Raw genomic sequence first — 25343 nt, forward strand, 5'->3', positions numbered from 1 at the left:
ACTCGAGACAGCCAACCGGTTGGAATTGCTGATAATTATTCCTCCGCTTAATTATTCCGCCGCCATTAATCGACGATATTCATCATAGGCATAAAGATCGGTCATTCCGCTGATATAGTCCTGCAATAAACGCGCGCGGAAATAATATTCCCGAATGGTTTGCTGCTCCGGCGATAAATGCTGCAGCCCTTCTACCGCTTCCACATAAGCCAGCCGATGCTTGGTGGACAGCTTGTGGAACAGGCGCGTTTCGATCGGGTAAGCGCGATGGCTGTCCTCGCGCACCAACCGGCTGAAGTCCGCCAGCGACATCGCCAGCAGCGGGCTGTAAATGTCCAGCAGGCCGCTGATCACCCGGTAGCCTTGCAGCTCGAGCTGCTCGACCTCCGGGTGGTTGAACACGTGCTTGAACGCCACATTTTTAAATATTTTCAGCAGCTGATAGGCCGGGCTGGAATCTTCCAGCAGCGCCTGATTGAAACTGCCCTGATAAACCGCGTCAAGATTATCGATAAAGCGCTGCGCCGCGTGCGGCACCAGCCGCGCCACGGTAAACACCCGCAGATACATGAAGAACTGATCTTCCGCGCTGCGCCGAGCGCCGCCGCGGTCGATCTTGCGAAACGCGCTGGCGACGGTCTTGTCGAACAGATCGCCCGGCACCACCTCGCCCCACTCCTGAATCAGGTGCTGATACAGCTGCTCGACGGTGAAAATGCTCTTCTCCACCGCGTCTTCCAGATCGGCCACGCAGTATGAGATATCGTCGGCGGCCTCCATGATGTAGGTCAGCGGAAAACGATCGAACTCGCCCATGTGCAGCTCGCGCCGCAGCCTATCGACAAAGGCTTCTTCCGCCAGATAATAGCCGGGCTTTTTCATCAAATAGCTGTGGCTGGCGGGGATGTCGCCCGCCCAATAAGCCGGGCGGGTGTATTTCAAAATGCAGCCGACCTGCGCGTAGGTCAGATTGAGTTTCAGCAGGCTGTACACCATGCGGATCGCCTGGGCGTTGCCCTCGAAATGGCTGAGATCCTGACGGATCCGGCTGCGCAGCCGGTTCAGATCGCTCTCCCCTTCATGCAGCCGCAGCGACGCGACCTGGCAGCGATCGTGACTGCCCGGCTCGCTGCCGCAGCTGGCAGGATCGAGCCGCTGGGCGAACCAGTCGTTGATCGCCGACTCGCCGAAGTGACCGAACGGCGGATTGCCGATATCGTGCATCAGACAGGCCATTTCCACGATGCTCTCAAACGGATCGAGTAGCCGGGTCAGGCCGAATTCATCGATCTTACCCGCCTGTTTGAAGCGGTTGAGGATCTCTTTGGCGATATGGCGCCCGACCTGCTGCACCTCCATCGAGTGCGTCAGGCGGCTGCGCACCGCTGCGTTGCGCTCCAGCGGAAACACCTGGGTTTTTTGCTGCAAACGGCGAATGGCGGCCGAGTTGACGATGCGCCCGCGATCGCTCTCGAACTGCCGCACGATGTCGTACTCTTCCTCGGCCTCGATCGGTTTGCTGAAAGGCCGTTGGAAGCTGATTTTTTGCTTGAAGTCGATCCCGGACATCTGTTTCTCCGCCGTTGCGCCCTGCCCCCGTGATAACAATTCCCGGCGGCGGATGCAACGCATTATCTCTGATACACAGCCATGATAGACTATGCCGCAATTCTCACGGCCAATCAGCGAGTGTTATTTATGAAAGTAGGCATCATCGGCGCAATGGAGCAGGAAGTCACCCTGCTGCGCGATCAAATCGAAAACCGTCAAACCATCCAGCGCGCGGGCTGCGAAATCTACACCGGCCAGATCGGCGGCGTTGACGTGGCCCTGCTGAAATCCGGCATCGGCAAAGTCTCCGCAGCCATGGGCACCACCCTGCTGCTGGAACACTGCAGCCCCGACGTGGTGATCAACACCGGTTCCGCCGGCGGCCTGGCCAGCAGCCTGCGCGTGGGCGATATCGTGGTGTCGGAAGAAGTGCGCTACCACGACGCCGACGTCACCGCCTTCGGCTACGAGCCGGGCCAGATGGCCGGCTGCCCGGCGGCGTTCGTCGCCGACGACGCACTGATCGCGCTGGCGGAAAGCTGCATCAAACAGCTGGATCTGCACGCGGTGCGCGGCCTGATCTGCAGCGGTGACGCCTTCATCAACGGCGCCGAGCCGCTGGCGCGCATCCGCGCCACCTTCCCGCGCGTCGCCGCCGTGGAAATGGAAGCCGCGGCGATCGCCCACGTCTGCCATCTGTTCGGCACGCCGTTCGTGGTGGTGCGCGCCATTTCCGACGTCGCCGACAGTGAGTCGCACATGAGCTTTGATGAGTTCCTGGTGGTAGCGGCCAAGCAGTCTACGCTGATGGTCAACGCCATGCTGCAAACCCTGGCCAAGCGCGGTTGATGTGAGGCTGCGCTTCACCTCGGCGCTCTGGCTGCTGGCATTCTGGCTGGCCCTGCCGGCCGGGGCCGCCCAGCGAGTGATCAGCCTAGCGCCCAATGCGACCGAACTCGCCTATGCCGCCGGCATGGGCGAGGTGCTGGTGGCGGCGAGCGCCTATTCCGATTATCCGCCGCAGGCCGCCAGGCTGGAGCAGGTGGCCTCCTGGCAGGGCATCAACCTGGAGCGGGTGCTGGCGCTCAAGCCGGATCTGATCCTCGCCTGGCGCGGCGGCAATCCGCAGCGCGTGCTGGATCAGCTCGCCGCATTCGGCATCCCGATCTTCTATGCGGACGCCGATAATCTCGAAGGGATCGCCGGCTTGCTGGATAAGCTGGCGCAATACAGCCCGCACCCGGACCAGGCGCATCAGGCGGCCGCCGGCCTTCGCCGCCAGTTCGCCGCTCTCAGGCAACAGTACGCAGATAGCCCTCCGCGACGCGTGTTGCTGCAGTTCGGCACCCAGCCGCTGTTCACCAGCTCCGGCGCCACGCTGCAGAGCCAGGTGTTGGCGCTGTGCGGCGCGCAGAACGTCTTCGCCGACAGCCGCACGCCTTGGCCGCAGATCAGCCGTGAGCAGGTGCTGGCGCGCCAACCCCAGGCCATCGTCATCACCGGCGGCGCGAAAGAGGCCGCCAATGTGAAAGCCTTCTGGGCGCCGCAGCTGCAGGTGCCGGTGATCGCGCTGAATGAAGACTGGTTCAATCGCGGCGGGCCGCGGCTGCTGTTGGCGGCGCAACAACTGTGCCGCCAGCTGGCGGAGATCCGCTGATGCTGGTGTTCTGGTTGGATATTCTCGGCACGGCGGTGTTCGCCGTCTCCGGTGTGCTGTTGGCCGGCAAGCTGCGCATGGATCCGTTCGGCGTGCTGGTATTGGGCGTGGTTACCGCGGTCGGCGGCGGCACCATCCGCGATATGGCGCTGGCCAACGGCCCGGTGTTCTGGGTCAAGGATCCCACCGATCTGGTGGTGGCGATGATCACCTGCGTCTTGACGCTGCTGCTGGTGCGCCAGCCGCGCCGCCTGCCGAAATGGGTGCTGCCGGTGCTCGACGCCGTCGGGCTGGCGGTGTTCGTCGGCATCGGCGTCAACAAGGCTTTCGCGGCCGGCACCGGCCCACTGGTGGCGATCTGCATGGGGGTGATCACCGGCGTCGGCGGCGGCATTATCCGCGACGTGCTGGCGCGCGAGATCCCGATGATCCTGCGCACCGAAATTTACGCCACCGCCTGTATCATCGGCGGCATCGCGCACGCCACGGCGTTTTACACCTTCAACATGCCGCTGCAACAGGCCATGATGCTGGGGATGGTCATCACGCTGGCCATTCGGCTGGCGGCCATCCGCTGGCACCTCAAGCTGCCCGCCTTTATTCTCGAACGCTGAGCCGCCGCCCTGCGGGGCGGCGGCCTGGTGATTTATTAGACTATAAACGGGTTTGGTGGTATTATTTTCGTCCAGAAAATAGCGTAGTGACGATGTAAAGTTCTGTAACCCTCAGGTTAATTCCTTCCCCGCGCTGTTAAAACTTTTTAACTTTTTGCCGATAAGTCATCACAAGATGGCTTACGGATGGCTATTCCCGCAATGATGAAAAAAATTCTGCTTGCCTGCTGTGGCTCCCTGCTGAGTGGAGCCGCCTATGCCGATGCCGTCAGCGGCCAGATCGGCATTACCCTGACTATTGAACCGCAATGCACCGTGCGCCTCGAAGCCGCCGCCCCACGGGCCGAATGCAGCCACGCGACAGCACAGCCGAATATCATCCACAGCCCACCGGCCCAGGAGAACGGCGTGGCAGTGATCCTCGTGGAATGGTAGGCATAAAAAAACCCGCCGGCCGGAAAGCGAGCGGGTTGATATTCTGACAGACAAACTCAGATGCTGAACGACGAACCGCAACCGCAGGTGGTTTTGGCATTCGGGTTGGTCACCACGAAGCGCGATCCTTCCAGCCCTTCGGTGTAGTCCACCGAACCGCCAACCAGATACTGCAGGCTCATCGGATCGACCACCAGCGCCACGCCCTGCTTCTCGATGGTCATGTCGCCATCGTTGACCTTGTCGTCAAAAGTGAAACCGTACTGGAATCCGCTGCAGCCGCCGCCGGTAATGTAAACCCGCAACTTCAGGTTCGGATTTTCTTCGTCAGCAATCAGGTACTTGACCTTGTTTGCTGCTGCCTCGGTAAATTGCAGGGGCAGTGCCGTTTCATCACTCATACTCTTTACTCCCAACATTGTTCAGCATCAGATCGCGACCAGGGCTGCCTGATTAATATTAACGATTATCCGATACCTGAGTGTTGCGTTCAAGTATTCACCGCATTTGTTGTATTTTCTTTACTTGTTTTCTCCGCCGCTTCCCGCGCCAACTGCGCCTCCTGCCGTTGCAGGGTGCGCGCCAGGATCGACGAATACAGTGGCTTGCCGCCGAGCAGCTGCGCCACCACCGTAGCGCCGAGGCAGGTGATGATCATCGGTAAAATCAGCTGGTAGTTGTCGGTCATTTCCAGCACCAACACGATACCGGTCAGCGGGGCGCGCACCGTGGCGGCGAACAACGCCCCCATGCCGGCGATGGCGAAAGTGCCCGCCTCGATACCGTACTGCGGGAACAAATGCGCCCCCGCCAGCCCGAAGGCGGTGCCGAACAGCGTGCCCAGCGCCAGCATCGGCGCAAAGATGCCGCCCGGCGCGCCGGAACCGAAGCACAGCAGCGTGGTGAAGATGCGGGTAATGAAAATGAACATCAACATGCCGACGCTGTAATTGCCCGCCGCGGCGATCGGGATCAGCCCAAAGCCGCCGCCCGCCGCCTCCGGCTGGATCAGCCCCAGAATGCCGCACACGCCGCCGAGCAGCCCGCCCATCAGCAGCACATTGCGCATTCTGCCGCCGTGCAGGCGCGCGAACATGTCCTGAGTGCGAAAGATCAGCGCGTTGAATCCCACGCCCACCGCGCCGAATATCGCGCCCAGCACCAGATAGAGCCACAAGGTGTTGATGGGCGCCGAGGCGAGTTTGCCGACCGCGATCACCGAGCCTTGGCCGTTGAACAGCTGGAACACCACGCTCGACATGATAACGCCGATAAACACCGCTTTAATCGAGATCAGGTTGTAGCGAAACTGCGGCCGCATCTCTTCGATGATAAACAGAATGCCGGCCAGCGGCGCGTTGAACGCGGCGGACAGCCCGGCGGCGGCCCCGGTCGCCAGCAGCGAATGGCGCGCCTCGGCGCCGCGAATGCGCAGCACGTCCAATACCATGCGCCCGACGTTGCCGCCCATCTGTACCGTAGGCCCTTCGCGCCCCAGCACCATGCCCGCCCCCAGCGTTCCCATGCCGCCGATGAATTTCACCGGTATCACGCGCCACCAGCGCACCGGCCGCAGCTCCTCCAGCGCGCCTTCGATCTCCGGAATGCCCGAACCACCCGCCTCAGGCGCAAAGCGCCGCACCAGGTAATAACCCAGCGCCGCCAGCGCGGCGGACAAGATAAACGCCAGCGGCCACACCAGGATCCAGAAGTCGGCGACCTGCGCCAGCGAAGCCAGCCGCTGCTGCTGCACCCACTCCACCGCTTTATCGAAGGCCACGCCGAGCAAACCGGCCAGCGTCCCCACCAGCGCGGCCATCAACAGGATCGCCACCGGCGTTTTGTCGCGGCGGATAAACTGGCGCACCGCATCGCTGCGGCTAAGACGCGGGCTCAACGTCCCGACTGGCTGTGATTGTGATTCTGTCATCGCGAGTGATTCGTCAGGTAATTTGTAATACAAATAGGCAGGGCGATAATTCTACCCCAACCCGGCGGCGGGCGCTGCCGTTAATGGTATCTGACTGTGATCGTTTCATAACGCGGCGCTCTCCTCTAGAATAGCGCGGTCAAATCATTCAAAAGAGAATCCAGGAGCCGATTTATGAGCCTACACAGCAAGTCCGAAAGTCTGTACGCCCAGGCGCAACAGTTGATCCCCGGCGGGGTAAACTCTCCGGTGCGTGCATTCACCGGCGTGGGCGGTGTGCCGCTGTTTATCGAGCGCGCAGACGGGGCTTACCTGTTCGATGCCGACGGCAAGGCCTATATCGACTATGTCGGTTCCTGGGGGCCGATGGTGCTGGGGCATAACCACCCGGCGATCCGCGACGCGGTGATCGAAGCGGCGCAGCGCGGCCTGAGCTTCGGCGCGCCGACCGAGATGGAAGTCAAAATGGCGCAGCTGGTCACCGAACTGGTGCCGACGATGGATATGGTGCGCATGGTGAACTCGGGCACCGAAGCCACCATGAGCGCCATCCGCCTGGCGCGCGGCTACACCAACCGCGATAAAATCATCAAGTTCGAAGGCTGCTACCACGGCCACGCCGACTGCCTGCTGGTGAAAGCCGGCTCCGGCGCGCTGACCCTCGGCCAGCCGAACTCACCGGGCGTGCCAGCCGACTTCGCCAAACACACCCTGACCTGCACCTATAACGATCTGGATTCAGTGCGCGCCGCCTTCGAACAGTACCCGTCCGAGATCGCCTGTATCATCGTCGAGCCGGTCGCCGGCAACATGAACTGCGTGCCGCCGCTGCCGGAATTCCTGCCGGGCCTGCGCGCCCTGTGCGACAAGTACGGCGCGCTCTTGATCATCGACGAAGTGATGACCGGTTTCCGCGTCGCGCTGGCCGGCGCGCAATCCTATTACGGCGTCGAGCCGGATCTGACCTGCCTCGGCAAAATCATCGGCGGCGGCATGCCGGTGGGCGCCTTCGGCGGCCGTCGCGAGGTGATGGACGCGCTGGCGCCGACCGGCCCGGTCTACCAGGCGGGCACCCTGTCCGGCAACCCGATCGCCATGGCGGCGGGCTACGCTTGCCTGACCGAAGTGTCGCAGGTCGGCGTGCATCAGACGCTGACCGAACTGACCGAGATGCTGGCTGCTGGCCTGCTGCACGCGGCGCAGGAAGAGAATATTCCGTTGGTGGTCAACAACGTCGGCGGCATGTTCGGCCTGTTCTTCACCGACGCGCCGGCGGTCACCTGCTACCAGGACGTGATGCAATGCGACGTGGAACGCTTCAAGCGCTTCTTCCACCTGATGCTGGAAGAGGGGGTGTATCTCGCGCCGTCCGCCTTCGAAGCGGGCTTCATGTCCGTGGCGCACAGCAAGGAAGACATCCAGCGCACCATCGACGCCGCGCGTCGCTGCTTCGCCAAGCTGTAATCCCGGCCGGATGGCCAAAAAGAAACGGGCGCCGAGGCGCCCGTTTTGTTTTTCACGGCGGTTTACAGCAGCGTGCCGTAAATGGTCAACAGCGCCACCACCACCACGATGATCATCGTCACCTTGCGCGCCAGCGTCACCGCCGCCCGCGGCGTTTGCACCAGGTCCATATGCGGATCGCGCGCCAGCGAGAACTGCGCCAGCCGCGTCAACACCTGATACGACGACGAATGCCGATCCCCGAGTGAGGCGAACCAGGCCGGCAACGCGCGCTCGCCGTGGCCGAACAACGCATAGGCCACCCCGGCCAAACGCACCGGGATCCAGTCCAGCCAGTTCAGCAGATGATCGATGCCCGACTGCGAACGCTCCAGCGGCGTATTGTGGCGCGCCAGCCAGGTTTGATAGGCGCGCAGGAAGGCATATCCCGCCAGCGCGATCGGCCCGTACGGCCCAAAGACCACGAACCAGAACAGCGGCGCCAGGTAATAACGGAAGTTGATCCACAGCAGCGCGTTTTGCAGCTCGCGCAGGCGCAGCTCCTCACTGCAGTCCACCGGCAAACCGTGGATCAACGCCAGCTCTTCCGCCATCTGATCGCTGGCATGGGTATCCCCCTGCCGCGCCGCTTTCAGGTAGGCGCGATAGTGTTTGCGCTTGATGCCGGCACCGACGCACAGCAGATCGATGACAATCCACATCAGCAGCGTCACCACGCCGAAGAATAACCCGTGCGACAACCACAGAACGCCCCAGACGATCACCATCCAGGCGGCGGTCATCGCCAGCGTCTGCGCCAGCGAAACCCGATGCAGCCGCTGAAATACCACTTCGAGGCGATGATCCAGCTGCCAGTGTTCGCCCAGCTTGAACAGGCGCTCCCAGGCCAAAACCAGCAACAGCGTAAACAGCGTCATTAGCGATTCCTCTCCCTTTTTCTTGTCTCAAGCATAGCGTCGGCGGGCGCGCCGCGTTGTTCCAGAGATGCCAGATAGCGATCCCAATCGAACGCCGGCCCGGGATCGGTTTTGCGGCCGGGGGCGATATCGCAATGCCCGGCGATATGCGCCGCCAACGGCGGATAATGTTCGGCCAGCAGCGCGGTGACCGCCTGCAGCGTGCGATATTGCGCCTCGGTGTAGGCTAACTGGTCAGTGCCTTCCAGCTCGATGCCGATGGAGAAATCGTTGCACCGTTCGCGCCCCTGATACAGAGAAACGCCCGCGTGCCACGCGCGCTGGTCGAAGGGCACATACTGCACGATCTCCCCATCGCGGCGGATCAGGCAGTGCGCAGACACTCGCAGCTGATGGATCTCGGCGAAATAAGGGTGCTGCGCGGGATCGAGCGTGCCGGTGAACAGCTGGTCGATATAGGGGCCACCGAATTCGCCGGGCGGCAGGCTGATGTTATGGATGACCAGCAGCGAGGGCGGCTCGTCATCCGGGCGCCGATCGCAGTGCGGCGAAACCACTCGCGTCACCCCGACAATCCAGCCATTTTCCAACTGCATCAGACACCTCTCTGCGGTGGTACTTATTCCTGCAACAGAGTAGCATGTTCCCCTACGAACTAACCGTCCATTTCGGAGTTTTCCATGCCGACACGCCGCTACAGTGCCGACCGTCGCCGCACCGAGCTTCTTGAACGTATTGAAAGTGATATTCCCTATTCCGTCGCCCAGGCGCTGCGCGAAGACCTGGGAGGTGAAGTTGACGCCGGGCGCGATATTACCGCGCAATTGTTACCGGCGGACAAGCAGGCCGAAGCCACCGTCATTACTCGCGAAGCCGGCGTGTTCTGCGGCCGCCGCTGGCTGAACGAAGTCTTTATTCAGTTGGGCAACCAGGTGCAGGTGGAGTGGCTGGTGGCAGACGGCGACCGTCTGATACCGAACCAACCGCTTTGCCGGCTGCGTGGCCCTGCGCGGGTGCTGTTGACCGGCGAGCGCACCGCGCTGAACTTCGTGCAGATGCTCTCCGGCGTGGCGACCGAGGTCAGCCGCTACGTGGCTCTGCTGGAAGGCACCCAGACTCGCCTGCTCGATACCCGCAAGACCTTGCCCGGCCTGCGCACCGCGCTGAAATACGCCGTGCTGTGCGGGGGCGGCAGCAACCACCGGCTGGGGCTGTCCGATGCCTTCCTGATCAAGGAAAACCACATCATCGCCTCCGGCTCGATCAAAAACGCGGTGGAAAAAGCCTTCTGGCTGCACGCCGACGTGCCGGTGGAAGTGGAAGTCGAATCGCTCGATGAGCTGCAGCAGGCGCTGGACGCCGGTGCCGACATCATCATGCTGGACAACTTCAGCGTCGAGATGATGCGTCAGGCGGTCGCCCAAACCCAGGGCCGCGCCCAGCTGGAGGTGTCCGGCAACGTCACCAGCGAGACGCTGCGCACCTTCGCCGAGACCGGCGTGGATTACATTTCGGTCGGCGCGCTGACCAAACATGTGACCGCGCTCGATCTGTCGATGCGCTTCAAATGATCCCCTCGCCCCCGGCCGCCGCCGGGGGCGTTACCGCAGATTTGCGAAGCCCCTCGCACCGTTTTTCCCTCCGCTGCAAACGACATCAATACTGATGGAAGTACGCCGAGAAACGCGTAAAACCCGCTCGCCGTTCCCCTGCGCAAACCGCTACCGTTGTTTTCCACACCCTTATGGAGGAAACAACGCATGGAAACGCAACGCGGCTTTAGCCTGATCGAACTGATGGTGGTGATCGCCATCATCGCCATCCTCAGCGCCATCGGCATTCCCGCCTACCAGCGCTACATCCAGAAAGCGGCGATGACCGACATGCTGCAAACCATGGCGCCGTATAAGCTGGCGGTCGAGCTGTGCGTGCTGGATGAAGGCGCGCCCGCCGGCTGTGAAGCCGGCAGCAAAGGCATTCCCACAGGCGGCGCGTCGCGTTACGTCAGCGGGGTGAAAGTCGTTAAAGGCGTAATCACGCTGACCGGCGCCCAAACGCTGCAGGGGCTGGCGGTGGCGTTAACCCCCAAGTCGAACGCCGATGGGCTGACCCGCTGGACCCGGCTGTGCAGCAGTGAAAACGCGACGCTGGTTGAGGTGTGCCGGGAAGTCTTCCGCTTCGACGACGCGGCGGAGTAACGGCGATGAACGCGCAAATCAGCGAAGAGGTTCACACCCTGTGTCGGCGCTATCAGGCGCTGGCGCTGAGCGAAGACCCGACCACACTGACGGTCGCGCTCAGCGAAGAAGCGCCGCAGGGGCTGCTGGCGGCGCTGCGTTTCGCCACCGGTAAACGCATCCATCTGGAACAATGGCCGGCGGCCAGGTTGGAGCTGGCGCTTAACCAGCGCCACGAACCGCTCTCGGCGCCGCTGGCGGCCGAAGAGGACACAACCGACATCGCCTACCCCGACGACGGCGATGCGCCGGTGGTGCAATTCATCAACCAGACGCTGCGCCTGGCCATCCAGCGCCGCGCCTCGGACATCCACTTCGAGCCCTTTCGACAGCATTTTCGCATTCGTCTGCGCATCGACGGCGTACTGCAAACCCTCGCCTCACCGCCGCCGCAGCTGACCGCGCGCCTCATCGCCCGGCTGAAGATCCTCGGCCAACTGGATATCGCCGAGCGCCGTCAGCCTCAGGACGGGCAGCTCAGCCTGACGCTGGACAGCGCGCGCTATGCCATGCGTATCGCCACTCTGCCGACGCTGCACGGCGAAAAGGTGGTGCTACGCGTTCAGCAGGGCGAGCAACAAGAACTGCCGCTGGATCAGTTGGGCATGAGCCGGGCGGATCTGGCGCGCTACGCGACGGCGCTGGCCTGCCCGCAAGGGTTGATCCTGGTGACCGGCCCGACCGGCAGCGGCAAAACGGTGACGCTGTACAGCGGTCTGCGCCAGTTGAACGATGCGCAGAGCAACCTGTGCAGCGTCGAGGATCCGGTCGAGATCCCGCTGTTCGGCGTTAATCAGACCCAGATCAACGCCAAAACCGAGCTGAGCTTCGCCCGGGTGCTGCGCGCCCTGCTTCGCCAGGATCCGGACGTCATCATGGTCGGCGAGATCCGCGATGCGGAAACCGCCGAGATCGCGGTCAAGGCCGCGCAAACCGGCCACCTGGTGCTGTCGACGCTGCATACCAACTCCACCGGCGAAACCCTGACGCGGCTGATGCACATGGGGATCCCCGGCTACCTGCTCGCCGGCTGCCTGAAGCTGGTCGTCGCGCAGCGGTTGGTGCGCAGACTGTGCCGCCACTGCCGCTATCCGCACAGCCAGCCGACGCATTTTCCCAGCGCGATCTGGCCGGAACCGCTCACTGTCTGGCGCGCCGATGGCTGCGAGCATTGCTTCGGCGGTTACTATGGGCGCATCGGCGTGTATGAACTGTTGACCATTACGCCGGAAATACAGGCGGCATTGCTGGCGAACGCCGCTCCCAGTCTGCTGGCGGATATCGCCCGCGAACAGGGGCAGCTTTCGCTGCTGCAAGCGGGCCTGGCGCTGGCCGCCGAAGGCACGACCTCGCTGGAAGAACTGTACCGCGTGATCGACGTCGTCCAGCCTGGCATAGCCGCGCCATGAAAGCGCGCCGGCTGTTTCTTTGGCAGGCTTTCGACGCACAGGGCGCCTTACGCCGCGGCGAACTGATGAGCGAGGAAAAACGGCAGGTGAGCCGGTTGCTGATCGAACAAGGCCTGCAACCGTGCCGAATCGGGCACGGCAAACGCGTTACGCCCGGCCAATGGCGTGGAGAACCGTTAATCCACTTCACCCGCCAGCTCGCCACTCTGCTGCAGGCGGGGTTGCCGCTGGTCAATGCGCTGCAGTTGCTGGCAGCAGAGCATCCTTCGGCAGCCTGGCGCTGCCTGTTGCGCCAGCTGGCCGACCAGGTGCGCGAAGGGCAACCGCTTTCCGAAACCCTCGCCGAACAACCGGGGATTTTTCCCCTGATCTATCGCCAGCTGATCGCCATCGGTGAACTGACCGGCAACCTCGATCGCTGCTGCCTGCAGCTGGCGCAACAACAGGAGGCCCAGTTGCTGCTGCGCCGCAAGGTGACCAAAGCGCTGCGTTATCCCCTCTTCATCTGCGCGGTGGCGCTGATGGTCAGCGTGTTGATGCTGGTGATGGTGCTGCCGGAATTCGCCAAGGTTTATCAATCGTTCGATGCGCCGCTGCCCTGGTTTACCCAAGGGTTGCTGGCGTTGTCTGCGCAGTTGATCGCCACCGGCCCCTATCTGGCGCTGCTGCTGGGCGCGTCGCTGTTCGGCTATGGCCGCTGGCTGCACCCGCGCCCGCCGTGGCGCAGACGTGAACAGGCACTCTTGCTGCGCCTGCCGCTGATCGCCCGGCTGGTGAGCGGCGGCGCGCTGAGCCAAACATTTCACATCCTGACCATGACCCAACGCGCCGGGCTGACGCTGGTGGAAGGGTTGAACGCGGCGGCGCTGGCGGCTGACCATCTGCTGTACAAACAGGCGCTGGAGCAGGTGCAACGGCAGATCGCCGAAGGCGAAGCCTTTCATCATGCCCTGGGTCTGCAACCGCTGTTTCCGCCGCTGTGCCGGCAGCTGGTGCGGGTGGGCGAAGAGTCCGGTTCACTGGACGCCTTGCTGGATAAATTGGCGCAGTGGTATGAACGGCAGACGCACGAGCTGGCCGATACGCTGGCGCAAACGCTGGAGCCGCTGCTGATGCTGGTGGTAGGTGGGATTGTCGGCGCTTTGGTGATCGCCATGTATCTGCCTATCTTTCAACTGGGCAGCGTGTTGGGATAAGGGTAAAAGGATAGCGGGCGCCGCGGTGCGCTGCGCCCGAATGCAAGGTGCGGCTTATTTGCTGCCGAAGACGCGGTTTTCCTGCTCCGCCACGCGGATAAAGGTGGTGCGCTTGGTCAGCTCTTTCAAACGCTCGGCGCCGACGTAGGTGCAGGCGGAACGCAGGCCGCCGAGGATATCGCGCACGGTGAACTCCACCTCGCCTCGCAGCGGCAGCTTGACAGTTTTGCCTTCGGCCGCGCGATACTCCGCCACGCCGCCGACGTGGCGCTTCATCGCTGACTCGGAGCTCATGCCGTAGAACAGCATGAATTTCTCGCCGTTCTCTTCCACCACGGTGCCTTCGCACTCGTCGTGGCCGGCCAGCATGCCGCCCAGCATCACGAAGTCCGCGCCGCCGCCGAAGGCTTTGGCGACATCGCCCGGCACCGAGCAACCGCCGTCGCTGACGATTTGGCCGCCCAGCCCGTGGGCCGCATCGGCGCATTCGATCACCGCCGACAGCTGCGGGTAGCCCACGCCGGTCTTCACGCGGGTGGTGCATACCGATCCCGGCCCGATGCCGACTTTAACGATGTCGGCGCCGGAGAGGATCAACTCTTCCACCATCTCGCCGGTCACTACGTTGCCGGCGCAGATGACGTGATTCGGGCAGGCTTCGCGCGCTTTCTGCAGGAAGGCGACGAAGTGTTCAGAGTAGCCGTTGGCCACGTCGATACAGATGAATTTCAGCGCCGGAGACAGGGCCAGGATCTGCTGCATTTTGGCGAAGTCGGCTTCGGAGGTGCCGGTGGACACCATCACGTGGCGCAGCACCGATTCCGGCATGCGCTGCACGAAGTCAGCCCATTGCTCGACGCTGTAATGTTTGTGTACGGCGGTGAGAACGTCGAAAGAAGCCAGGGCCTCAGCCATGCGGAAGGTGCCAACCGTGTCCATGTTGGCGGCGATAATCGGCACGCCGGACCAGCTGCAACCTGAATGCTTGAAGGTAAACTGACGTTCCAGTTCAACCTCGGAACGGCTTTTCAACGTGGAACGCTTAGGGCGGATCAACACGTCTTTAAAGCCTAACTTCAAATCTTCTTCAATACGCATGACTTATGATTTCCTGGTTAATGGCGACGGATCGCAAGGAGGATATTCGAACCTCTGCCCGACGGCTTTCCCGTGGCGCGGAAAGATGACGGCGAGATTAATGCCAGTTCCAGTGACGTTATAATACGCGCTAATAATCGCCGAACAAGACTGCGAATTCGCCTTTATTTACGCTACAATCCGACAAATTTACCTGCATAATCGCAGTGTGATTGCCCGCTCATTTCTGCCGTGCCGCTGCGCTTTTTCTCGCCGTCCAAACGGGGCCGAGGCGCAAGCGCCGCCTGCCGACTTGCACTTCTGCGCGATCGCTTTATGATTCGTCTATTATTTTTTATGAACATCGGATGCACCTAACACCATGGCCTACATTGTTGCGTTGACCGGGGGCATAGGCAGCGGCAAAACGACCGTTGCGAACGCCTTTGCGCGCCACGGCGCAGCCATTGTCGATGCCGACGTGATCGCCCGTCAGGTCGTTGAGCCGGGCACCCCTGCTCTGGCCGCGATCGCCGAGCGATTTGGTAATGAAATGTTGCTGCCGGACGGCGCGCTCAACCGCGCTGCTCTGCGTCAGCGCATCTTCAGCCGCCCCGATGATAAAACCTGGCTGAACCAACTGCTGCATCCGCTGATACACCGCGAGACCCAACGCCAACTGGCGCAGGCGGCCAGCCCGTACGCGCTGTGGGTCGTGCCGCTGCTGGTGGAAAACGGCCTGCAGGATCGCGCCGATCGGGTGCTGGTGATCGACGTCGACACCGAAACCCAGTTGGCTCGCACCATCGCGCGCGACGGCATCAGCCGCGAGCAAGCGCAGAGCATTCTCGCCGCCCAGGCCACGCGCCAGCAGCGCCTCGCCGTGGCGGATGACATTATTGACAACAGCGGCGCCGCTCAGGGGATAGAACCACGGGTCGCCGCACTGCATCGTCGCTACCTTGAACTGGCGGCAACAGCGCCCCAACAGGATTAAACTGCATGAGTGATGTTTCCCCAACCGTTCTCTTTGAACACCCGCTGAACGAAAAAATGCGTACCTGGCTGCGCATCGAGTTTTTACTGCAACAGCTGCACGGCCAGCGCGCCCTGAGCGAAACCGCCATCGCCCTTACCTTTTTCCGCACCGTCTCCGATTTGCTGGACGTACTGGAGCGCGGCGAGGTACGCACCGAACTGCTCAAAGAGCTGGAGCGTCAGCAGCAAAAACTGTTGGCCTGGGCCGATGTGCCGGGCGTGGATATGGCGCTGATCGAGCAGTTGCGCGGCCAGTTGAAGTCGCGTTCATCGGCGCTGATGGCGGCACCGCGCCTCGGTCAGGCACTGCGTGAAGACCGGCTGATCGGCCTGGTGCGCCAGCGTCTGAACATTCCCGGCGGCTGCTGCAGCTTCGATTTGCCGACCCTGCACATGTGGATGCATGCGCCGCAGCAGGATCGCGATGCCGACGTCGCCGCCTGGCTGCAGTCGCTGGATCCGCTGAACCAGGCGCTGATCATGGTGCTGGATCTGATCCGTCAGTCGGGGCCGTTCCGCAATCAAATCAGTCTGAACGGCTTTTTCCAGGACAACGCCGAAGGGGCGGACCTGCTGCGCCTGCGCCTTCATCTGGCGCCGCAGCTTTATCCGCAAATTTCCGGCCACAAGACGCGTTATGCCATTCGTTTCCTGCCGTTGGACAGCGAACATGGCATGGTGCCTGAACGCCTGACGTTCGAACTGGCCTGTTGTTGAACTCATGAAAGCAAGCCTTCTCAGCACCGCCAGAAGGCGTAAGGAACCGTTATGACGACCGTAGTGAAATGCCCAACCTGTGGCACCGGCGTGGTTTGGGGCGAAGTCAGCCCGTTCCGGCCGTTTTGCAGCAAGCGCTGCCAGCTGATCGATCTTGGCGAGTGGGCCGATGAAGAGAAGCGCATTCCGAGCAACAGCGATCTGTCGGAAAGTGAGGACTGGAGCGAACTCGACGACCGCTAATCGCCGATTGAAGGCCTGGCGCACGCCAGGCCGATAGTGTTATTGCGCGGCGCCAGCCTGCGCCACCAGCAGTTGGATAATGCCGGCGTTGGCTTCCGGGAACTCGTCTTCACGCAGCTCCGCCTGTTTTACCCAGCGCATCGGCTGCCCCTCACGGCCAAACGGCTCGCCCGCCCAATGCTCCACCAGATAAAAATTCAGCGTCACGATGCGATCGCTGAAGCGATGTTCCACCACCTCCAGCAGTTCGGCCCGCTCGGCTTCGATACCGGTCTCTTCACGCAGCTCGCGGTTCAGCGCCTGTTCCGGCGTCTCACCCGGTTCGATCTTGCCGCCGGGAAACTCCCAAAATCCGGCCATGTGCGCGTCAGCGGCGCGGCGCGTAATAAAGATCTCCCGTTGAGCATTGCGGATGATGCCCACGGCGATATTCAGATGTTTCATCTCACCCTCCTGATGGGTGCCAAAAAACAGGGGCTCAGCAAGCTGAACCCCCGGGTATTATCGGTCAACCGCGGCCGGCATTACTGCAGGCGGCCGTGGCACTGCTTGTATTTCTTGCCGGAACCGCATGGGCAAGGATCGTTGCGGCCCACTTTGCGCTCGGCGGTCGCCGGCGCGTTCGGATCTTCGGTCACCAGCGCGTTCTCGTCGTGGTGGCTAAGCTGTTGCTGCTGCGCCAGGCGCTCGGCCTCTTCACGGCGCTGCTGTTCCAGCGCTTCCACCTCTTCCGGCATCCGCACCTGAACCTTGCTCAGCACGCTGATCACTTCATATTTCAGCGATTCCAGCATGGTGGCGAACATGTTGAAGGATTCGCGCTTGTACTCCTGCTTCGGATCCTTCTGCGCATAGCCGCGCAGGTGGATGCCCTGACGCAGGTAGTCCATCGCCGCCAGGTGCTCTTTCCACAGGGAATCCAGCGTCTGCAGCATCACGCCCTTCTCGAAGTTGCGCATCATTTCGCTGCCGACCACTTCTTCCTTACGCAGGTACTGCTCTTTGGCGTTCTCCAGAATGCGTTCGCGCAGCGTCTCTTCGTGCAGCTCCGGCTCTTTGTCCAGCCACTGGGCAATCGGCATCTCCAGATCGAAGTCGTTCTTCAGGCGCTCTTCCAGCCCCTGAATATCCCACTCTTCTTCCAGCGACTGCGGCGTGATGTAGTTGTCGATGGTGCTCTTGAACACGTCCTCGCGGATGCTGGCGATGGTTTCGCTCACGTCGGACACGTCCAGCAATTCGTTACGCTGGCTGTAGATGGCGCGGCGCTGATCGTTGGCGACGTCGTCGTATTCCAGCAGTTGCTTACGGATATCGAAGTTGCGGCTTTCCACTTTGCGCTGCGCGTTGGCGATCGCCTTGGTCACCCACGGGTGCTCAATCGCTTCGCCTTCTTTCATGCCCAGTTTACGCATCATGCCAGACACGCGATCCGAGGCGAAGATACGCATCAGGGCATCTTCCATCGACAGGTAGAAGCGGGATGAACCGGCGTCGCCCTGACGACCGGAACGGCCGCGCAGCTGGTTATCGATACGGCGCGATTCATGGCGCTCGGTGCCGATGATATGCAGGCCGCCCGCCGCCAGCACCGCGTCGTGGCGCTCTTTCCAGGCGGCTTTGATGGCTTCGATCTGCTCTTCGGTCGGTTCTTCCAGCAGCGCCACTTCGGCCTGCCAGCTGCCGCCCAGCACGATATCGGTACCACGGCCCGCCATGTTGGTGGCGATGGTCACCGCACCGCTCTGGCCGGCCTGGGCGACGATGTCCGCTTCCATGGCGTGGAATTTGGCGTTCAACACCTTGTGGTCGATGCCCGCTTTGGTCAGCTCTCGGGACACCACTTCGGATTTCTCGATCGAGATGGTCCCCACCAGCACCGGCTGGCCTTTGGCGGTACGCTCGCGGATGTCTTCAATGATGGCGCCGATCTTCTCTTTCTCGGTCATGTACACCAGATCCGGCATATCCTTACGGATCATCGGACGGTTGGTTGGCACCACGATCGTGTCCAGCTTGTAGATCGAGCTGAATTCGAAGGCTTCGGTATCGGCGGTACCGGTCATCCCGGCCAGCTTCTCGTACAGACGGAAGTAGTTCTGGAAGGTGATCGAAGCCAGCGTCTGGTTTTCGTTCTGGATCTCCACGCCTTCTTTGGCTTCTACCGCCTGGTGCAGACCGTCGGACCAGCGGCGGCCCTGCATGGTACGGCCGGTGTGCTCATCGACGATGATCACTTCGCCGTCTTTCACGATGTAGTCCACGTCGCGGGTGAACAGCACGTGAGCGCGCAGCGCGGCGGTAACGTGGTGCATCAGCATGATGTTGGTCGGCGAGTACAGCGATTCGCCTTCATCCATGATGCCGGCTTCCACCAGCATCTCTTCAATCAGGATCAGGCCGCGTTCGGTCAGGTGTACCTGACGCGCCTTCTCGTCCACCGAGAAGTGCCCTTCACCTTTGAAGGTGTCGGAGTCTTCTTTTTCCTGGCGGATCAGTTTAGGGATCAGCTTGTTGACCTTGATGTACATCTCCGAGCTGTCTTCTGCCGGGCCGGAGATGATCAGCGGCGTACGCGCTTCATCGATCAGGATGGAGTCCACCTCATCCACCAGCGCATAGTGAAGTTTGCGCTGCACGCGCTCTTCCGGGCTGAACGCCATGTTGTCGCGCAGGTAGTCGAAGCCGTACTCGTTGTTGGTGCCGTAGGTGATGTCGGCAGCGTAAGCTTCGCGCTTGGCCGGCGCCGGCATGCCCGGCAGGTTGATGCCGATGCTCAGACCGAGGAACTCGAACAGCGGACGGTTGTTTTCGGCGTCGCGCTGCGCCAGATAGTCGTTGACGGTCACGACGTGCACGCCGCGGCCGCTCAGGGCGTTCAGATAAGCCGGCAGCGTCGCGGTCAGGGTTTTACCTTCACCGGTGCGCATCTCGGCGATGCAGCGGTCGTTCAGTACCATGCCGCCCAGCAGCTGCACGTCGAAGTGACGCATGCCGAACACGCGCTTGCTCGCCTCACGCACCACGGCGAAGGCTTCCGGGATCAGACTTTCCAGCGATTCGCCCTTCTCCAGGCGCGCGCGGAATTCGTTGGTTTTCGCTTTCAACTCGTCATCGGACAGCTTTTCCATGTCCGGTTCCATGCGGTTGATCTGCTCAACCACTTTGCGCATGCGGCGCAGGGTACGATCGTTACGGCTGCCAAAAACTTTGGTTAATAATTTCACTAACATGATGTTTGATATCTCTGTCATGACCGCCGAGCGCGGCAGTCAACTTGCTATTATTTATGGTTTTTGTGCCCAAAGGGCGAGATCAGACGAGGGCGACGGGTCCGGCGCGAATGCCCTGCACCTGCGCCACCCACAGGCCGGTCTGGTGCCGCGCCAGCGTTGGCAGCACCTCAAGGTGGGTGTGGCGAATGATGGTCGGCGGCTTCGGCTCGTGCGTCAGCAGCGCGTTGAGAGTAGAAAGCAGCGCCAGTTGCGCTACCTGCAAAGGGGGTTCCGCTTCGGCTTCGCTCTCCTGCACCCGCGCATAAACCGCCTGCGGCGCCAGCGCGAAAGAGAGGTGACGAATGACGGTGCGCAGCGCATGTTGCTGCCAATAATCTACGCTGAAGGTAGGACGGCGATGCGCGTCCTGCAGCAGGGCCAGGCTGTTGAAGGTGCCGTTGGCCGAATTTTGCCGGTTAAGGCTGGACGATGTGCTCGGCAATGCGGCCTGATCGGGTGCGCCGGACAAATTGGAAGGCGCGCCAAGCGTGGCCGCAACCATCCCTAACAGGAGATGGGGCCAGAAATAACGTCTGCCAAATTGTCGCCAACGATTTAGAATACCGATCACGAGTTTATAATCCGCCGGAGCCCATTATGCGCGATAGCCGTCCACAATTATTAGATGTCCTGTTCGACGACGCGTCTGCCGGCAGCAAAGGACCGCTGCATAACGTCCAGCAACGCGCGGTGGCGCTGCTCAAGCTTAACCGTGCAGTGAAGGGCCTGTTGCCCGCTCCCCTGCATCCCTGGTGCCGCGTCGCGAATTTCCGACAGGGTATTTTAGTGCTCGAAACGGCAAATGCCAGTTGGATGATGCGCTTGCGCTACGAACAACCCGCTTTGCTGTCTGCACTACGAGCGCAAATTCTACCATCATTGTCGTCGATCGACATCAGGATTAATCCGGCCTTGATGGCGAAAGGCAGCAACCAGGTGCAAAACGCCGAAAAAGCGCCGGAAAAACCCGTGCCGATGCGGCATTTGAGTCTGGAGAGTGCGGAAGAGCTGAGGGGATTGGCGAGCCGTAGCCCAGAGAAACTGCGCAAGATATTGGAACGGCTGGCTGCATTGGCCGGAGAGGGTACCAACACAACCAGTCGTGATAAGTAATCAGCGACACGGACTGCAAAATACCGGACAGCCGGCACCACACCATCGTGAGCCTGTATTCTCAGGCTCTGAGGGGATGCGCCTGCCGTTATTCGCAGGCGAGGAATGCAGACCTTACGCCAATACGGTAGACGGTGCCTTGAATGCCAATGGCATTTCGGCTTCGTCCTGGAAGGTCACGTATTCCCACGCTTCCTGCTTGGCCAGCACGGCCTGCAGCAGTTTGTTGTTCAGCGCGTGGCCAGACTTGAACGCGGTGAACGCGCCAATGATGTTGTGGCCGCACATGAACAGGTCGCCGATGGCGTCCAGCATTTTGTGACGTACGAATTCGTCTTCGAAACGCAGACCGTCTTCGTTCAGCACGCGGTAGTCGTCCACCACGATGGCGCAGTCGAAGCTGCCGCCCAAGGCCAGGCCGCGGGACTGCAGGTATTCGATATCACGCATGAACCCGAAGGTGCGCGCGCGGCTGATTTGACGCACGAACGACTCAGCCGAGAAATCAAGACGATAGCGCTGAGAGCTGGCGTCGATGGCCGGGTGGTTGAAGTCGATGGTGAAGTCCAGGCGGAACCCGTTATGCGGGGACAGCTCGGCCCACTTGTCGCCATCTTCAACGCGTACGGTCTCTTTCAGACGCAGGAATTTCTTCGCCGAGTTCAGTTCTTCGATGCCGGCATCCAGCAGCAAGAACACGAACGGACTGGCGCTGCCGTCCATGATTGGGATTTCAGCGGCGTCGACTTCGATGACGATGTTGTCGATGCCCAGCCCAGCCAGCGCGGCGTTAAGATGCTCAACGGTCGAAATACGCACGTCATGCTCATTCACCAGGCAAGTACAGAGCATGGTATCACGCACGGATTTTGCATCAGCCGGAAAATCAACCGGTGGATTCAAGTCAGTGCGACGATAGATGACCCCGGTATTAGCCGGCGCTGGGCGCATTGTCAGCGTGACTTTCTTGCCGGTATGCAAACCGACGCCAGTCGCCTGAACAATACGTTTTAATGTCCTTTGTTTGATCATCGTTTTATCTCGCAATGTTATCCATCCTACCAGCCAAGCATACAGCATGGCTGGCGGGACAGTTTAGCACAAAGAGCGGAGATTCCAAATTCTCAGGATATTCTTAGTCTGCCTGTTTACGCAGGAAGGCTGGAATATCAAGATAGTCGGGCTCTTTATTCGGCTGCGCAGCTTGGTCGTTGACCACCTTCGCGGCAGGTTTCACTTCCTGCGGCAGAGGCGACATGCCGTGCTGCTGATAACGGTGATCCATCACCGGCTGGCTGGCCTGCTTATTGGTCACCAGAGTGATTTCAGGACGCTTGTCCATACCGATACCGGTTGCAACCACGGTTACGCGCAGTTCGTCGTTCATTTCCGGATCCAGCGAGGTACCGATAACCACGGTGGCGTTGTCGGAAGCGAACGCACGGATGGTGTTACCCACGGTTTCGAACTCATCCAGACGCAGGTCGAAGCCGGCGGTGATGTTGACCAGTACGCCGCGCGCGCCGGACAGGTCGATGTCTTCCAGCAGTGGGCTGGAGATCGCCATTTCGGCCGCTTCTTCGGCGCGGTCTTCACCGCAAGCCACGCCGGAACCCATCATCGCGTAGCCCATTTCGGACATCACGGTGCGCACGTCGGCGAAGTCGACGTTCATCAGGCCCGGACGGGTGATCAGCTCGGCGATACCCTGCACCGCGCCTTTCAGCACGTCGTTGGCCGCGCCGAACGCGTCCAGCAGGGAGATGCCGCGACCCAGAACTTTCAACAGCTTGTCGTTCGGGATGGTGATCAGTGAGTCCACGTGTTTGGACAGTTCAGCGATACCCTGCTCCGCGAATGCCATGCGCTTTTTGCCTTCGAAGTTGAAAGGCTTGGTCACCACGGCCACGGTCAGAATACCCAAATCTTTAGCCACTTCAGCCACCACTGGCGCCGCACCGGTACCGGTGCCGCCGCCCATGCCGGCTGCGATGAAGACCATGTCTGCGCCGTCCAGCGCTGCGCGCAGGGCTTCGCGGTCTTCTTCCGCTGAATTGCGACCCACTTCCGGGTTCGCGCCCGCACCCAGACCTTTGGTAATACCGCTACCAATCTGGATGGTTTGGCCAACCGCCGTTTTGCGGAGCGCCTGGGCGTCCGTGTTCACAGCGAAGAATTCAACACCTTCGATGCGCTCGCGCACCATGTGTTCAACGGCGTTGCCACCGCCGCCGCCGACGCCGATGACTTTAATCACCGCGTCATTGGTTAGTTCCATTGGTTCAAACATAGTTTCTCTCCGTTTTGTGCCTGTCGCTGCGAGATCATAAAAAGATTACTCAGCATGATCTCTTTGTTGAAACATTAAAACTCTTTTCTCAGCCAGCTATTGATGCGTTTAAACCAATTGCCCACCGAGGCGCGTTTTTCTACTTCTGTCTCACCGCTCAGGTGAGACTCTTTTCCATAGTGCAGCAGACCTACCGCCGTCGAGTAGTAAGGCTCCTGCGCATAATCCGTCAGACCCGTGATGTTCAAGGGTTGGCCGATGCGTACCTGGGTGTGGAACACCCGTTGCGCACAGGCTGCCAGGCCATCAATCTGGGCGGCGCCACCGGTCAGCACGATACCTGCCGCCAGATGATGCTTCACCCCTTGCTGACGCAGTTGCTCCTGCAATTGCAAAATTTCATCGTTAACCAGATTCAACAGTTCGGTGTAGCGTGGCTCAATGACTTCAGCCAGCGTCTGTCTTTGCAGACTGCGCGGAGGACGTCCCCCGACGCTAGGCACCTCTACATTCTCATCCTTGCTAACAATCGACCCAAGCGCACAACCGTGTCGAACTTTAATCGCTTCCGCGTCGGTCGGCGGCGTGCCGAAGGCGTAAGCGATATCGCTGGTGACCACGTTCCCGGCGTAAGGGATCACTTTGGTGTGGCGCAGCGCACCGCCGGTGTACACCGCCATATCCATGGTGCCGCCGCCGATATCCACCACGCAAACGCCGAGTTCGCGTTCATCTTCGGTCAGCACCGCGTAGCTCGCGGCCAGACCGGCGAAAATAAGTTGGTCAACTTTCAGGCCGCAACGTTCCACGGCCTTGACGATGTTCTTCGCCATATCGTTATGGCAGGTAATCAGATGCACCTTGGCCTGCATGCGCACGCCGGACAGCCCAACCGGGTTTTTGATGCCTTCCTGATAATCGATGGCGTATTCCTGAGGAATCACGTGCAGGATGCGGTGTTCGTCACGCACGCGCACCGATTTGGCGGTGTGCACCACGTTCTCCACGTCGTCCTGCGTCACCTCCTCTTCCGAGATCGGCACCATGCCGATTTCGTTCTGGCAGCTGATGTGTTTGCCCGACAGCGCCAGGTACACCGACGAGATCTGGCAGTCCGCCATCAGCTCGGCCTGATCGATGGCGCGCTGTACGCACTTCACCACCGACTCCAGGTCGTTTACGCCGCCCTTATCCATGCCGCGAGACGGGCAGCTGCCCACCCCGATAATGTTGACCATGCCATCGGGCAGAACTTCCCCTACCAACGCGGAGACTTTTGCAGTACCGATCTCCAGTCCAACTACCAGTTTTCTGTCCGTCGACTTGATCATTGTTGTTTTGCCTGTGCCTGATTCTGTTGCTGATTACTGTTTTGCTGACCGCCAAGCGCCTGCGGATCGACCAACACCGGAGCCCACCCTACCGAAGCGCCGGACTCGTAGCGCAGATCGACATAGCTGACACGCTTGCTCTCCGCCTGGCCCTGCTGCTGCAATACCGGGTAAAGCTCGATAAACCGCTGCAAACGCCCGTTGCGGTCATCGCGCCCCAGCTCAAGCCGGACATCGTTGTCCAGCGCCAGCTGCCAGGAATGGCGCGCGGTCATCGCCGCCATTTTCAGCGTATATTTGCTGGCCGCCAACGTGGCGCTCATCGCCCGATAGCCTTCCAGCACATCCTGCTCGCTCCCTTCCGGCCCGTAGAGCAGCGGCAACTTCTGCTTGCCCGCCCGCTCCGCCGGCACGCTGAACGCTTTGCCCTCGGCGTCCACCATGTGCAAATCGTTCCAGCGCGCCACCGGGACATACTCCACCAGATGGATCTTCAGCTCATCTGGCCATTGTTTGCGCACGCTGGCCTGCTTGATCCACGGCAGACGTTCGATCTGCTGCTGGATGACGTCCACATCCTGCGTCATAAAGGTGCCGGGCGCGCCCAGCGCCAGGATCGCCTGACGAATATCATCGTTGGTGGTGTAATGGCGTTCGCCGGTCACCACCAGCCTTGAGAGCGGCAGGCGACTGGCGTCTTTCATCCAGCCAAGCACCGCCCAACCGCTCCACACGACCGTTCCCAACACCATCAGCAGGAAAATCATTCCCGCCAACTGGGTTCCATTGCTGCGGCGCGGGCCGTTATCCACCTCGCGATCGCGCGCATTCAGGGCAGCTTGCGACATA

At 61.1% G+C, this 25343-nt stretch carries 26 protein-coding genes and 1 pseudogene; 13 read left to right on the plus strand and 14 right to left on the minus strand.

Annotated elements, in window-relative coordinates; genetic code table 11:
- Window positions 1-51: 51 nt before the first annotated feature.
- On the minus strand, window positions 52-1569 hold the full coding sequence (dgt, locus tag ACSBQV_RS13985; protein WP_099785551.1) for a dGTPase: 1518 nt from the start codon (window positions 1567-1569) through the stop codon (window positions 52-54).
- Window positions 1570-1698: 129 nt separating this feature from the next.
- On the opposite strand from dgt, the gene mtnN reads away from it, so the two are divergent.
- The 4 genes from mtnN to ACSBQV_RS14005 all read left to right on the plus strand — a co-directional run bounded on the left by mtnN (window position 1699) and on the right by ACSBQV_RS14005 (window position 4257).
- Complete coding sequence (gene mtnN / locus ACSBQV_RS13990) at window positions 1699-2400, plus strand: 5'-methylthioadenosine/S-adenosylhomocysteine nucleosidase (RefSeq protein WP_099785553.1); 702 nt, start codon at window positions 1699-1701, stop codon at window positions 2398-2400.
- Window position 2401: 1 nt separating this feature from the next.
- Window positions 2402-3208 (plus strand): vitamin B12 ABC transporter substrate-binding protein BtuF, encoded by an 807-nt coding sequence (gene btuF, locus ACSBQV_RS13995; RefSeq protein ID WP_099785555.1) that lies wholly within the window; start codon window positions 2402-2404, stop codon window positions 3206-3208.
- The gene (locus ACSBQV_RS14000) at window positions 3208-3822 is read left to right on the plus strand and encodes a TRIC cation channel family protein (protein ID WP_033641866.1); all 615 of its coding nucleotides are present in this window, start codon (window positions 3208-3210) and stop codon (window positions 3820-3822) included. The genes btuF and ACSBQV_RS14000 overlap by 1 nt, the downstream gene beginning before the upstream one ends.
- A gap of 186 nt (window positions 3823-4008) precedes the next feature.
- A complete protein-coding gene (locus ACSBQV_RS14005) occupies window positions 4009-4257 on the plus strand; it encodes a hypothetical protein (RefSeq protein WP_108680175.1) in 249 nt (82 codons plus the stop codon).
- 56 nt (window positions 4258-4313) lie between these two features.
- Here ACSBQV_RS14005 and erpA read toward each other — a convergent pair whose 3' ends face one another.
- Window positions 4314-4658 carry an iron-sulfur cluster insertion protein ErpA gene (gene erpA, locus ACSBQV_RS14010; RefSeq protein ID WP_033641865.1) on the minus strand — a complete coding sequence of 115 codons (345 nt, stop codon included), beginning with the start codon at window positions 4656-4658 and terminating at the stop codon, window positions 4314-4316.
- Window positions 4659-4747: 89 nt separating this feature from the next.
- On the minus strand, window positions 4748-6187 hold the full coding sequence (gene clcA / locus ACSBQV_RS14015; RefSeq protein WP_033641864.1) for a H(+)/Cl(-) exchange transporter ClcA: 1440 nt from the start codon (window positions 6185-6187) through the stop codon (window positions 4748-4750).
- A gap of 174 nt (window positions 6188-6361) precedes the next feature.
- Here clcA and hemL point away from each other — a divergent pair, with 174 nt between their 5' ends.
- On the plus strand, window positions 6362-7651 hold the full coding sequence (hemL, locus tag ACSBQV_RS14020; RefSeq protein ID WP_015376661.1) for a glutamate-1-semialdehyde 2,1-aminomutase: 1290 nt from the start codon (window positions 6362-6364) through the stop codon (window positions 7649-7651).
- Window positions 7652-7713: 62 nt separating this feature from the next.
- On the opposite strand, the gene ampE is transcribed toward hemL, so the two are convergent.
- Window positions 7714-8568 carry a beta-lactamase regulator AmpE gene (gene ampE, locus ACSBQV_RS14025; protein WP_434991456.1) on the minus strand — a complete coding sequence of 285 codons (855 nt, stop codon included), beginning with the start codon at window positions 8566-8568 and terminating at the stop codon, window positions 7714-7716.
- Window positions 8568-9164: a 1,6-anhydro-N-acetylmuramyl-L-alanine amidase AmpD gene (gene ampD / locus ACSBQV_RS14030; RefSeq protein ID WP_025301585.1), complete on the minus strand. Its 597-nt coding sequence runs from the start codon at window positions 9162-9164 to the stop codon at window positions 8568-8570. Before ampD ends, ampE begins: the two co-directional genes overlap by 1 nt.
- Window positions 9165-9248: 84 nt before the next feature.
- Between ampD and nadC the strand changes: the two genes are divergently transcribed.
- The 4 genes from nadC (at window position 9249) to hofC (ending at window position 13410) form a co-directional block, all read left to right on the plus strand.
- Window positions 9249-10139: a carboxylating nicotinate-nucleotide diphosphorylase gene (gene nadC / locus ACSBQV_RS14035; RefSeq protein ID WP_025301584.1), complete on the plus strand. Its 891-nt coding sequence runs from the start codon at window positions 9249-9251 to the stop codon at window positions 10137-10139.
- Between the two features lie 189 nt (window positions 10140-10328).
- Complete coding sequence (gene ppdD / locus ACSBQV_RS14040) at window positions 10329-10766, plus strand: prepilin peptidase-dependent pilin (RefSeq protein WP_047025208.1); 438 nt, start codon at window positions 10329-10331, stop codon at window positions 10764-10766.
- 5 nt (window positions 10767-10771) lie between these two features.
- Window positions 10772-12214: a type II secretion system protein GspE gene (gspE, locus tag ACSBQV_RS14045; RefSeq protein WP_099785559.1), complete on the plus strand. Its 1443-nt coding sequence runs from the start codon at window positions 10772-10774 to the stop codon at window positions 12212-12214.
- Window positions 12211-13410, plus strand: coding sequence for a protein transport protein HofC (hofC, locus tag ACSBQV_RS14050; protein WP_099785561.1), 1200 nt, complete (start codon window positions 12211-12213; stop codon window positions 13408-13410). Before gspE ends, hofC begins: the two co-directional genes overlap by 4 nt.
- A 54-nt stretch (window positions 13411-13464) precedes the next feature.
- On the opposite strand, the gene ACSBQV_RS14055 is transcribed toward hofC, so the two are convergent.
- A complete protein-coding gene (locus tag ACSBQV_RS14055; RefSeq protein WP_015376656.1) occupies window positions 13465-14508 on the minus strand; it encodes a GMP reductase in 1044 nt (347 codons plus the stop codon).
- Between the two features lie 361 nt (window positions 14509-14869).
- Here ACSBQV_RS14055 and coaE point away from each other — a divergent pair, with 361 nt between their 5' ends.
- Complete coding sequence (gene coaE / locus ACSBQV_RS14060; protein ID WP_047025205.1) at window positions 14870-15484, plus strand: dephospho-CoA kinase; 615 nt, start codon at window positions 14870-14872, stop codon at window positions 15482-15484.
- Here the strand turns inward: coaE and ACSBQV_RS14065 are convergent.
- On the minus strand, window positions 15384-15614 hold the full coding sequence (locus ACSBQV_RS14065) for a hypothetical protein (protein WP_434991465.1): 231 nt from the start codon (window positions 15612-15614) through the stop codon (window positions 15384-15386). The two genes, coaE and ACSBQV_RS14065, sit on opposite strands and share 101 nt — an antisense overlap.
- Here ACSBQV_RS14065 and zapD point away from each other — a divergent pair.
- Window positions 15502-16242, plus strand: a pseudogene (gene zapD, locus ACSBQV_RS14070) (cell division protein ZapD); the annotation flags it as partial. The gene ACSBQV_RS14065 and the pseudogene zapD overlap by 113 nt on opposite strands.
- 51 nt (window positions 16243-16293) lie before the next feature.
- Entirely contained in the window at window positions 16294-16485 is a 192-nt protein-coding gene (yacG, locus tag ACSBQV_RS14075) for a DNA gyrase inhibitor YacG (RefSeq protein ID WP_025301578.1), read from the plus strand.
- A 39-nt stretch (window positions 16486-16524) separates the two neighbouring features.
- Here the strand turns inward: yacG and mutT are convergent, their stop codons facing one another.
- The 3 genes from mutT to secM form a co-directional block, all read right to left on the minus strand.
- Window positions 16525-16929, minus strand: coding sequence for an 8-oxo-dGTP diphosphatase MutT (gene mutT / locus ACSBQV_RS14080; protein WP_033651668.1), 405 nt, complete (start codon window positions 16927-16929; stop codon window positions 16525-16527).
- Window positions 16930-17009: 80 nt separating this feature from the next.
- Window positions 17010-19718, minus strand: coding sequence for a preprotein translocase subunit SecA (gene secA, locus ACSBQV_RS14085; protein ID WP_042783690.1), 2709 nt, complete (start codon window positions 19716-19718; stop codon window positions 17010-17012).
- Between the two features lie 82 nt (window positions 19719-19800).
- Window positions 19801-20331: a secA translation cis-regulator SecM gene (secM, locus tag ACSBQV_RS14090; RefSeq protein ID WP_033641856.1), complete on the minus strand. Its 531-nt coding sequence runs from the start codon at window positions 20329-20331 to the stop codon at window positions 19801-19803.
- A gap of 26 nt (window positions 20332-20357) precedes the next feature.
- Between secM and ACSBQV_RS14095 the strand changes: the two genes are divergently transcribed.
- The gene (locus ACSBQV_RS14095) at window positions 20358-20873 is read left to right on the plus strand and encodes a DUF721 domain-containing protein (protein ID WP_004932751.1); all 516 of its coding nucleotides are present in this window, start codon (window positions 20358-20360) and stop codon (window positions 20871-20873) included.
- 114 nt (window positions 20874-20987) lie between these two features.
- On the opposite strand, the gene lpxC is transcribed toward ACSBQV_RS14095, so the two are convergent.
- From lpxC to ftsQ, 4 genes are all read right to left on the minus strand, one after another.
- Window positions 20988-21905: a UDP-3-O-acyl-N-acetylglucosamine deacetylase gene (gene lpxC, locus ACSBQV_RS14100; protein WP_004932754.1), complete on the minus strand. Its 918-nt coding sequence runs from the start codon at window positions 21903-21905 to the stop codon at window positions 20988-20990.
- Window positions 21906-22008: 103 nt separating this feature from the next.
- Window positions 22009-23163 (minus strand): cell division protein FtsZ, encoded by a 1155-nt coding sequence (gene ftsZ, locus ACSBQV_RS14105; protein ID WP_004932757.1) that lies wholly within the window; start codon window positions 23161-23163, stop codon window positions 22009-22011.
- A gap of 74 nt (window positions 23164-23237) precedes the next feature.
- Complete coding sequence (gene ftsA / locus ACSBQV_RS14110) at window positions 23238-24494, minus strand: cell division protein FtsA (RefSeq protein WP_004932758.1); 1257 nt, start codon at window positions 24492-24494, stop codon at window positions 23238-23240.
- Window positions 24491-25342, minus strand: a complete 852-nt coding sequence (gene ftsQ, locus ACSBQV_RS14115; RefSeq protein ID WP_004932761.1) for a cell division protein FtsQ — start codon at window positions 25340-25342, stop codon at window positions 24491-24493. The genes ftsA and ftsQ overlap by 4 nt, the downstream gene beginning before the upstream one ends.
- Between the last annotated feature and the right edge of the window lies 1 nt (window position 25343).

The organism is Serratia sp. B501 (assembly GCF_051172315.1).
GTDB classification, from domain to species: Bacteria; Pseudomonadota; Gammaproteobacteria; order Enterobacterales; family Enterobacteriaceae; genus Serratia; species Serratia ureilytica.

Excerpts from the sequence above, each read along its gene's own strand:
- dgt (WP_099785551.1), bottom strand. The coding sequence starts at position 1,569 with ATGTCCGGGATCGACTTCAAGCAAAAAATCAGCTTCCAACGGCCTTTC.
- mtnN (WP_099785553.1), top strand. The coding sequence starts at position 1,699 with ATGAAAGTAGGCATCATCGGCGCAATGGAGCAGGAAGTCACCCTGCTG.
- ACSBQV_RS14000 (WP_033641866.1), top strand. The coding sequence starts at position 3,208 with ATGCTGGTGTTCTGGTTGGATATTCTCGGCACGGCGGTGTTCGCCGTC.
- ACSBQV_RS14005 (WP_108680175.1), top strand. The coding sequence starts at position 4,009 with ATGGCTATTCCCGCAATGATGAAAAAAATTCTGCTTGCCTGCTGTGGC.
- erpA (WP_033641865.1), bottom strand. The coding sequence starts at position 4,658 with ATGAGTGATGAAACGGCACTGCCCCTGCAATTTACCGAGGCAGCAGCA.
- clcA (WP_033641864.1), bottom strand. The coding sequence starts at position 6,187 with ATGACAGAATCACAATCACAGCCAGTCGGGACGTTGAGCCCGCGTCTT.
- hemL (WP_015376661.1), top strand. The coding sequence starts at position 6,362 with ATGAGCCTACACAGCAAGTCCGAAAGTCTGTACGCCCAGGCGCAACAG.
- ampE (WP_434991456.1), bottom strand. The coding sequence starts at position 8,568 with ATGACGCTGTTTACGCTGTTGCTGGTTTTGGCCTGGGAGCGCCTGTTC.
- ampD (WP_025301585.1), bottom strand. The coding sequence starts at position 9,164 with ATGCAGTTGGAAAATGGCTGGATTGTCGGGGTGACGCGAGTGGTTTCG.
- nadC (WP_025301584.1), top strand. The coding sequence starts at position 9,249 with ATGCCGACACGCCGCTACAGTGCCGACCGTCGCCGCACCGAGCTTCTT.
- ppdD (WP_047025208.1), top strand. The coding sequence starts at position 10,329 with ATGGAAACGCAACGCGGCTTTAGCCTGATCGAACTGATGGTGGTGATC.
- gspE (WP_099785559.1), top strand. The coding sequence starts at position 10,772 with ATGAACGCGCAAATCAGCGAAGAGGTTCACACCCTGTGTCGGCGCTAT.
- hofC (WP_099785561.1), top strand. The coding sequence starts at position 12,211 with ATGAAAGCGCGCCGGCTGTTTCTTTGGCAGGCTTTCGACGCACAGGGC.
- ACSBQV_RS14055 (WP_015376656.1), bottom strand. The coding sequence starts at position 14,508 with ATGCGTATTGAAGAAGATTTGAAGTTAGGCTTTAAAGACGTGTTGATC.
- coaE (WP_047025205.1), top strand. The coding sequence starts at position 14,870 with ATGGCCTACATTGTTGCGTTGACCGGGGGCATAGGCAGCGGCAAAACG.
- ACSBQV_RS14065 (WP_434991465.1), bottom strand. The coding sequence starts at position 15,614 with ATGGCGGTTTCGCTCAGGGCGCGCTGGCCGTGCAGCTGTTGCAGTAAA.
- yacG (WP_025301578.1), top strand. The coding sequence starts at position 16,294 with ATGACGACCGTAGTGAAATGCCCAACCTGTGGCACCGGCGTGGTTTGG.
- mutT (WP_033651668.1), bottom strand. The coding sequence starts at position 16,929 with ATGAAACATCTGAATATCGCCGTGGGCATCATCCGCAATGCTCAACGG.
- secA (WP_042783690.1), bottom strand. The coding sequence starts at position 19,718 with ATGTTAGTGAAATTATTAACCAAAGTTTTTGGCAGCCGTAACGATCGT.
- ACSBQV_RS14095 (WP_004932751.1), top strand. The coding sequence starts at position 20,358 with ATGCGCGATAGCCGTCCACAATTATTAGATGTCCTGTTCGACGACGCG.
- lpxC (WP_004932754.1), bottom strand. The coding sequence starts at position 21,905 with ATGATCAAACAAAGGACATTAAAACGTATTGTTCAGGCGACTGGCGTC.
- ftsZ (WP_004932757.1), bottom strand. The coding sequence starts at position 23,163 with ATGTTTGAACCAATGGAACTAACCAATGACGCGGTGATTAAAGTCATC.
- ftsA (WP_004932758.1), bottom strand. The coding sequence starts at position 24,494 with ATGATCAAGTCGACGGACAGAAAACTGGTAGTTGGACTGGAGATCGGT.
- ftsQ (WP_004932761.1), bottom strand. The coding sequence starts at position 25,342 with ATGTCGCAAGCTGCCCTGAATGCGCGCGATCGCGAGGTGGATAACGGC.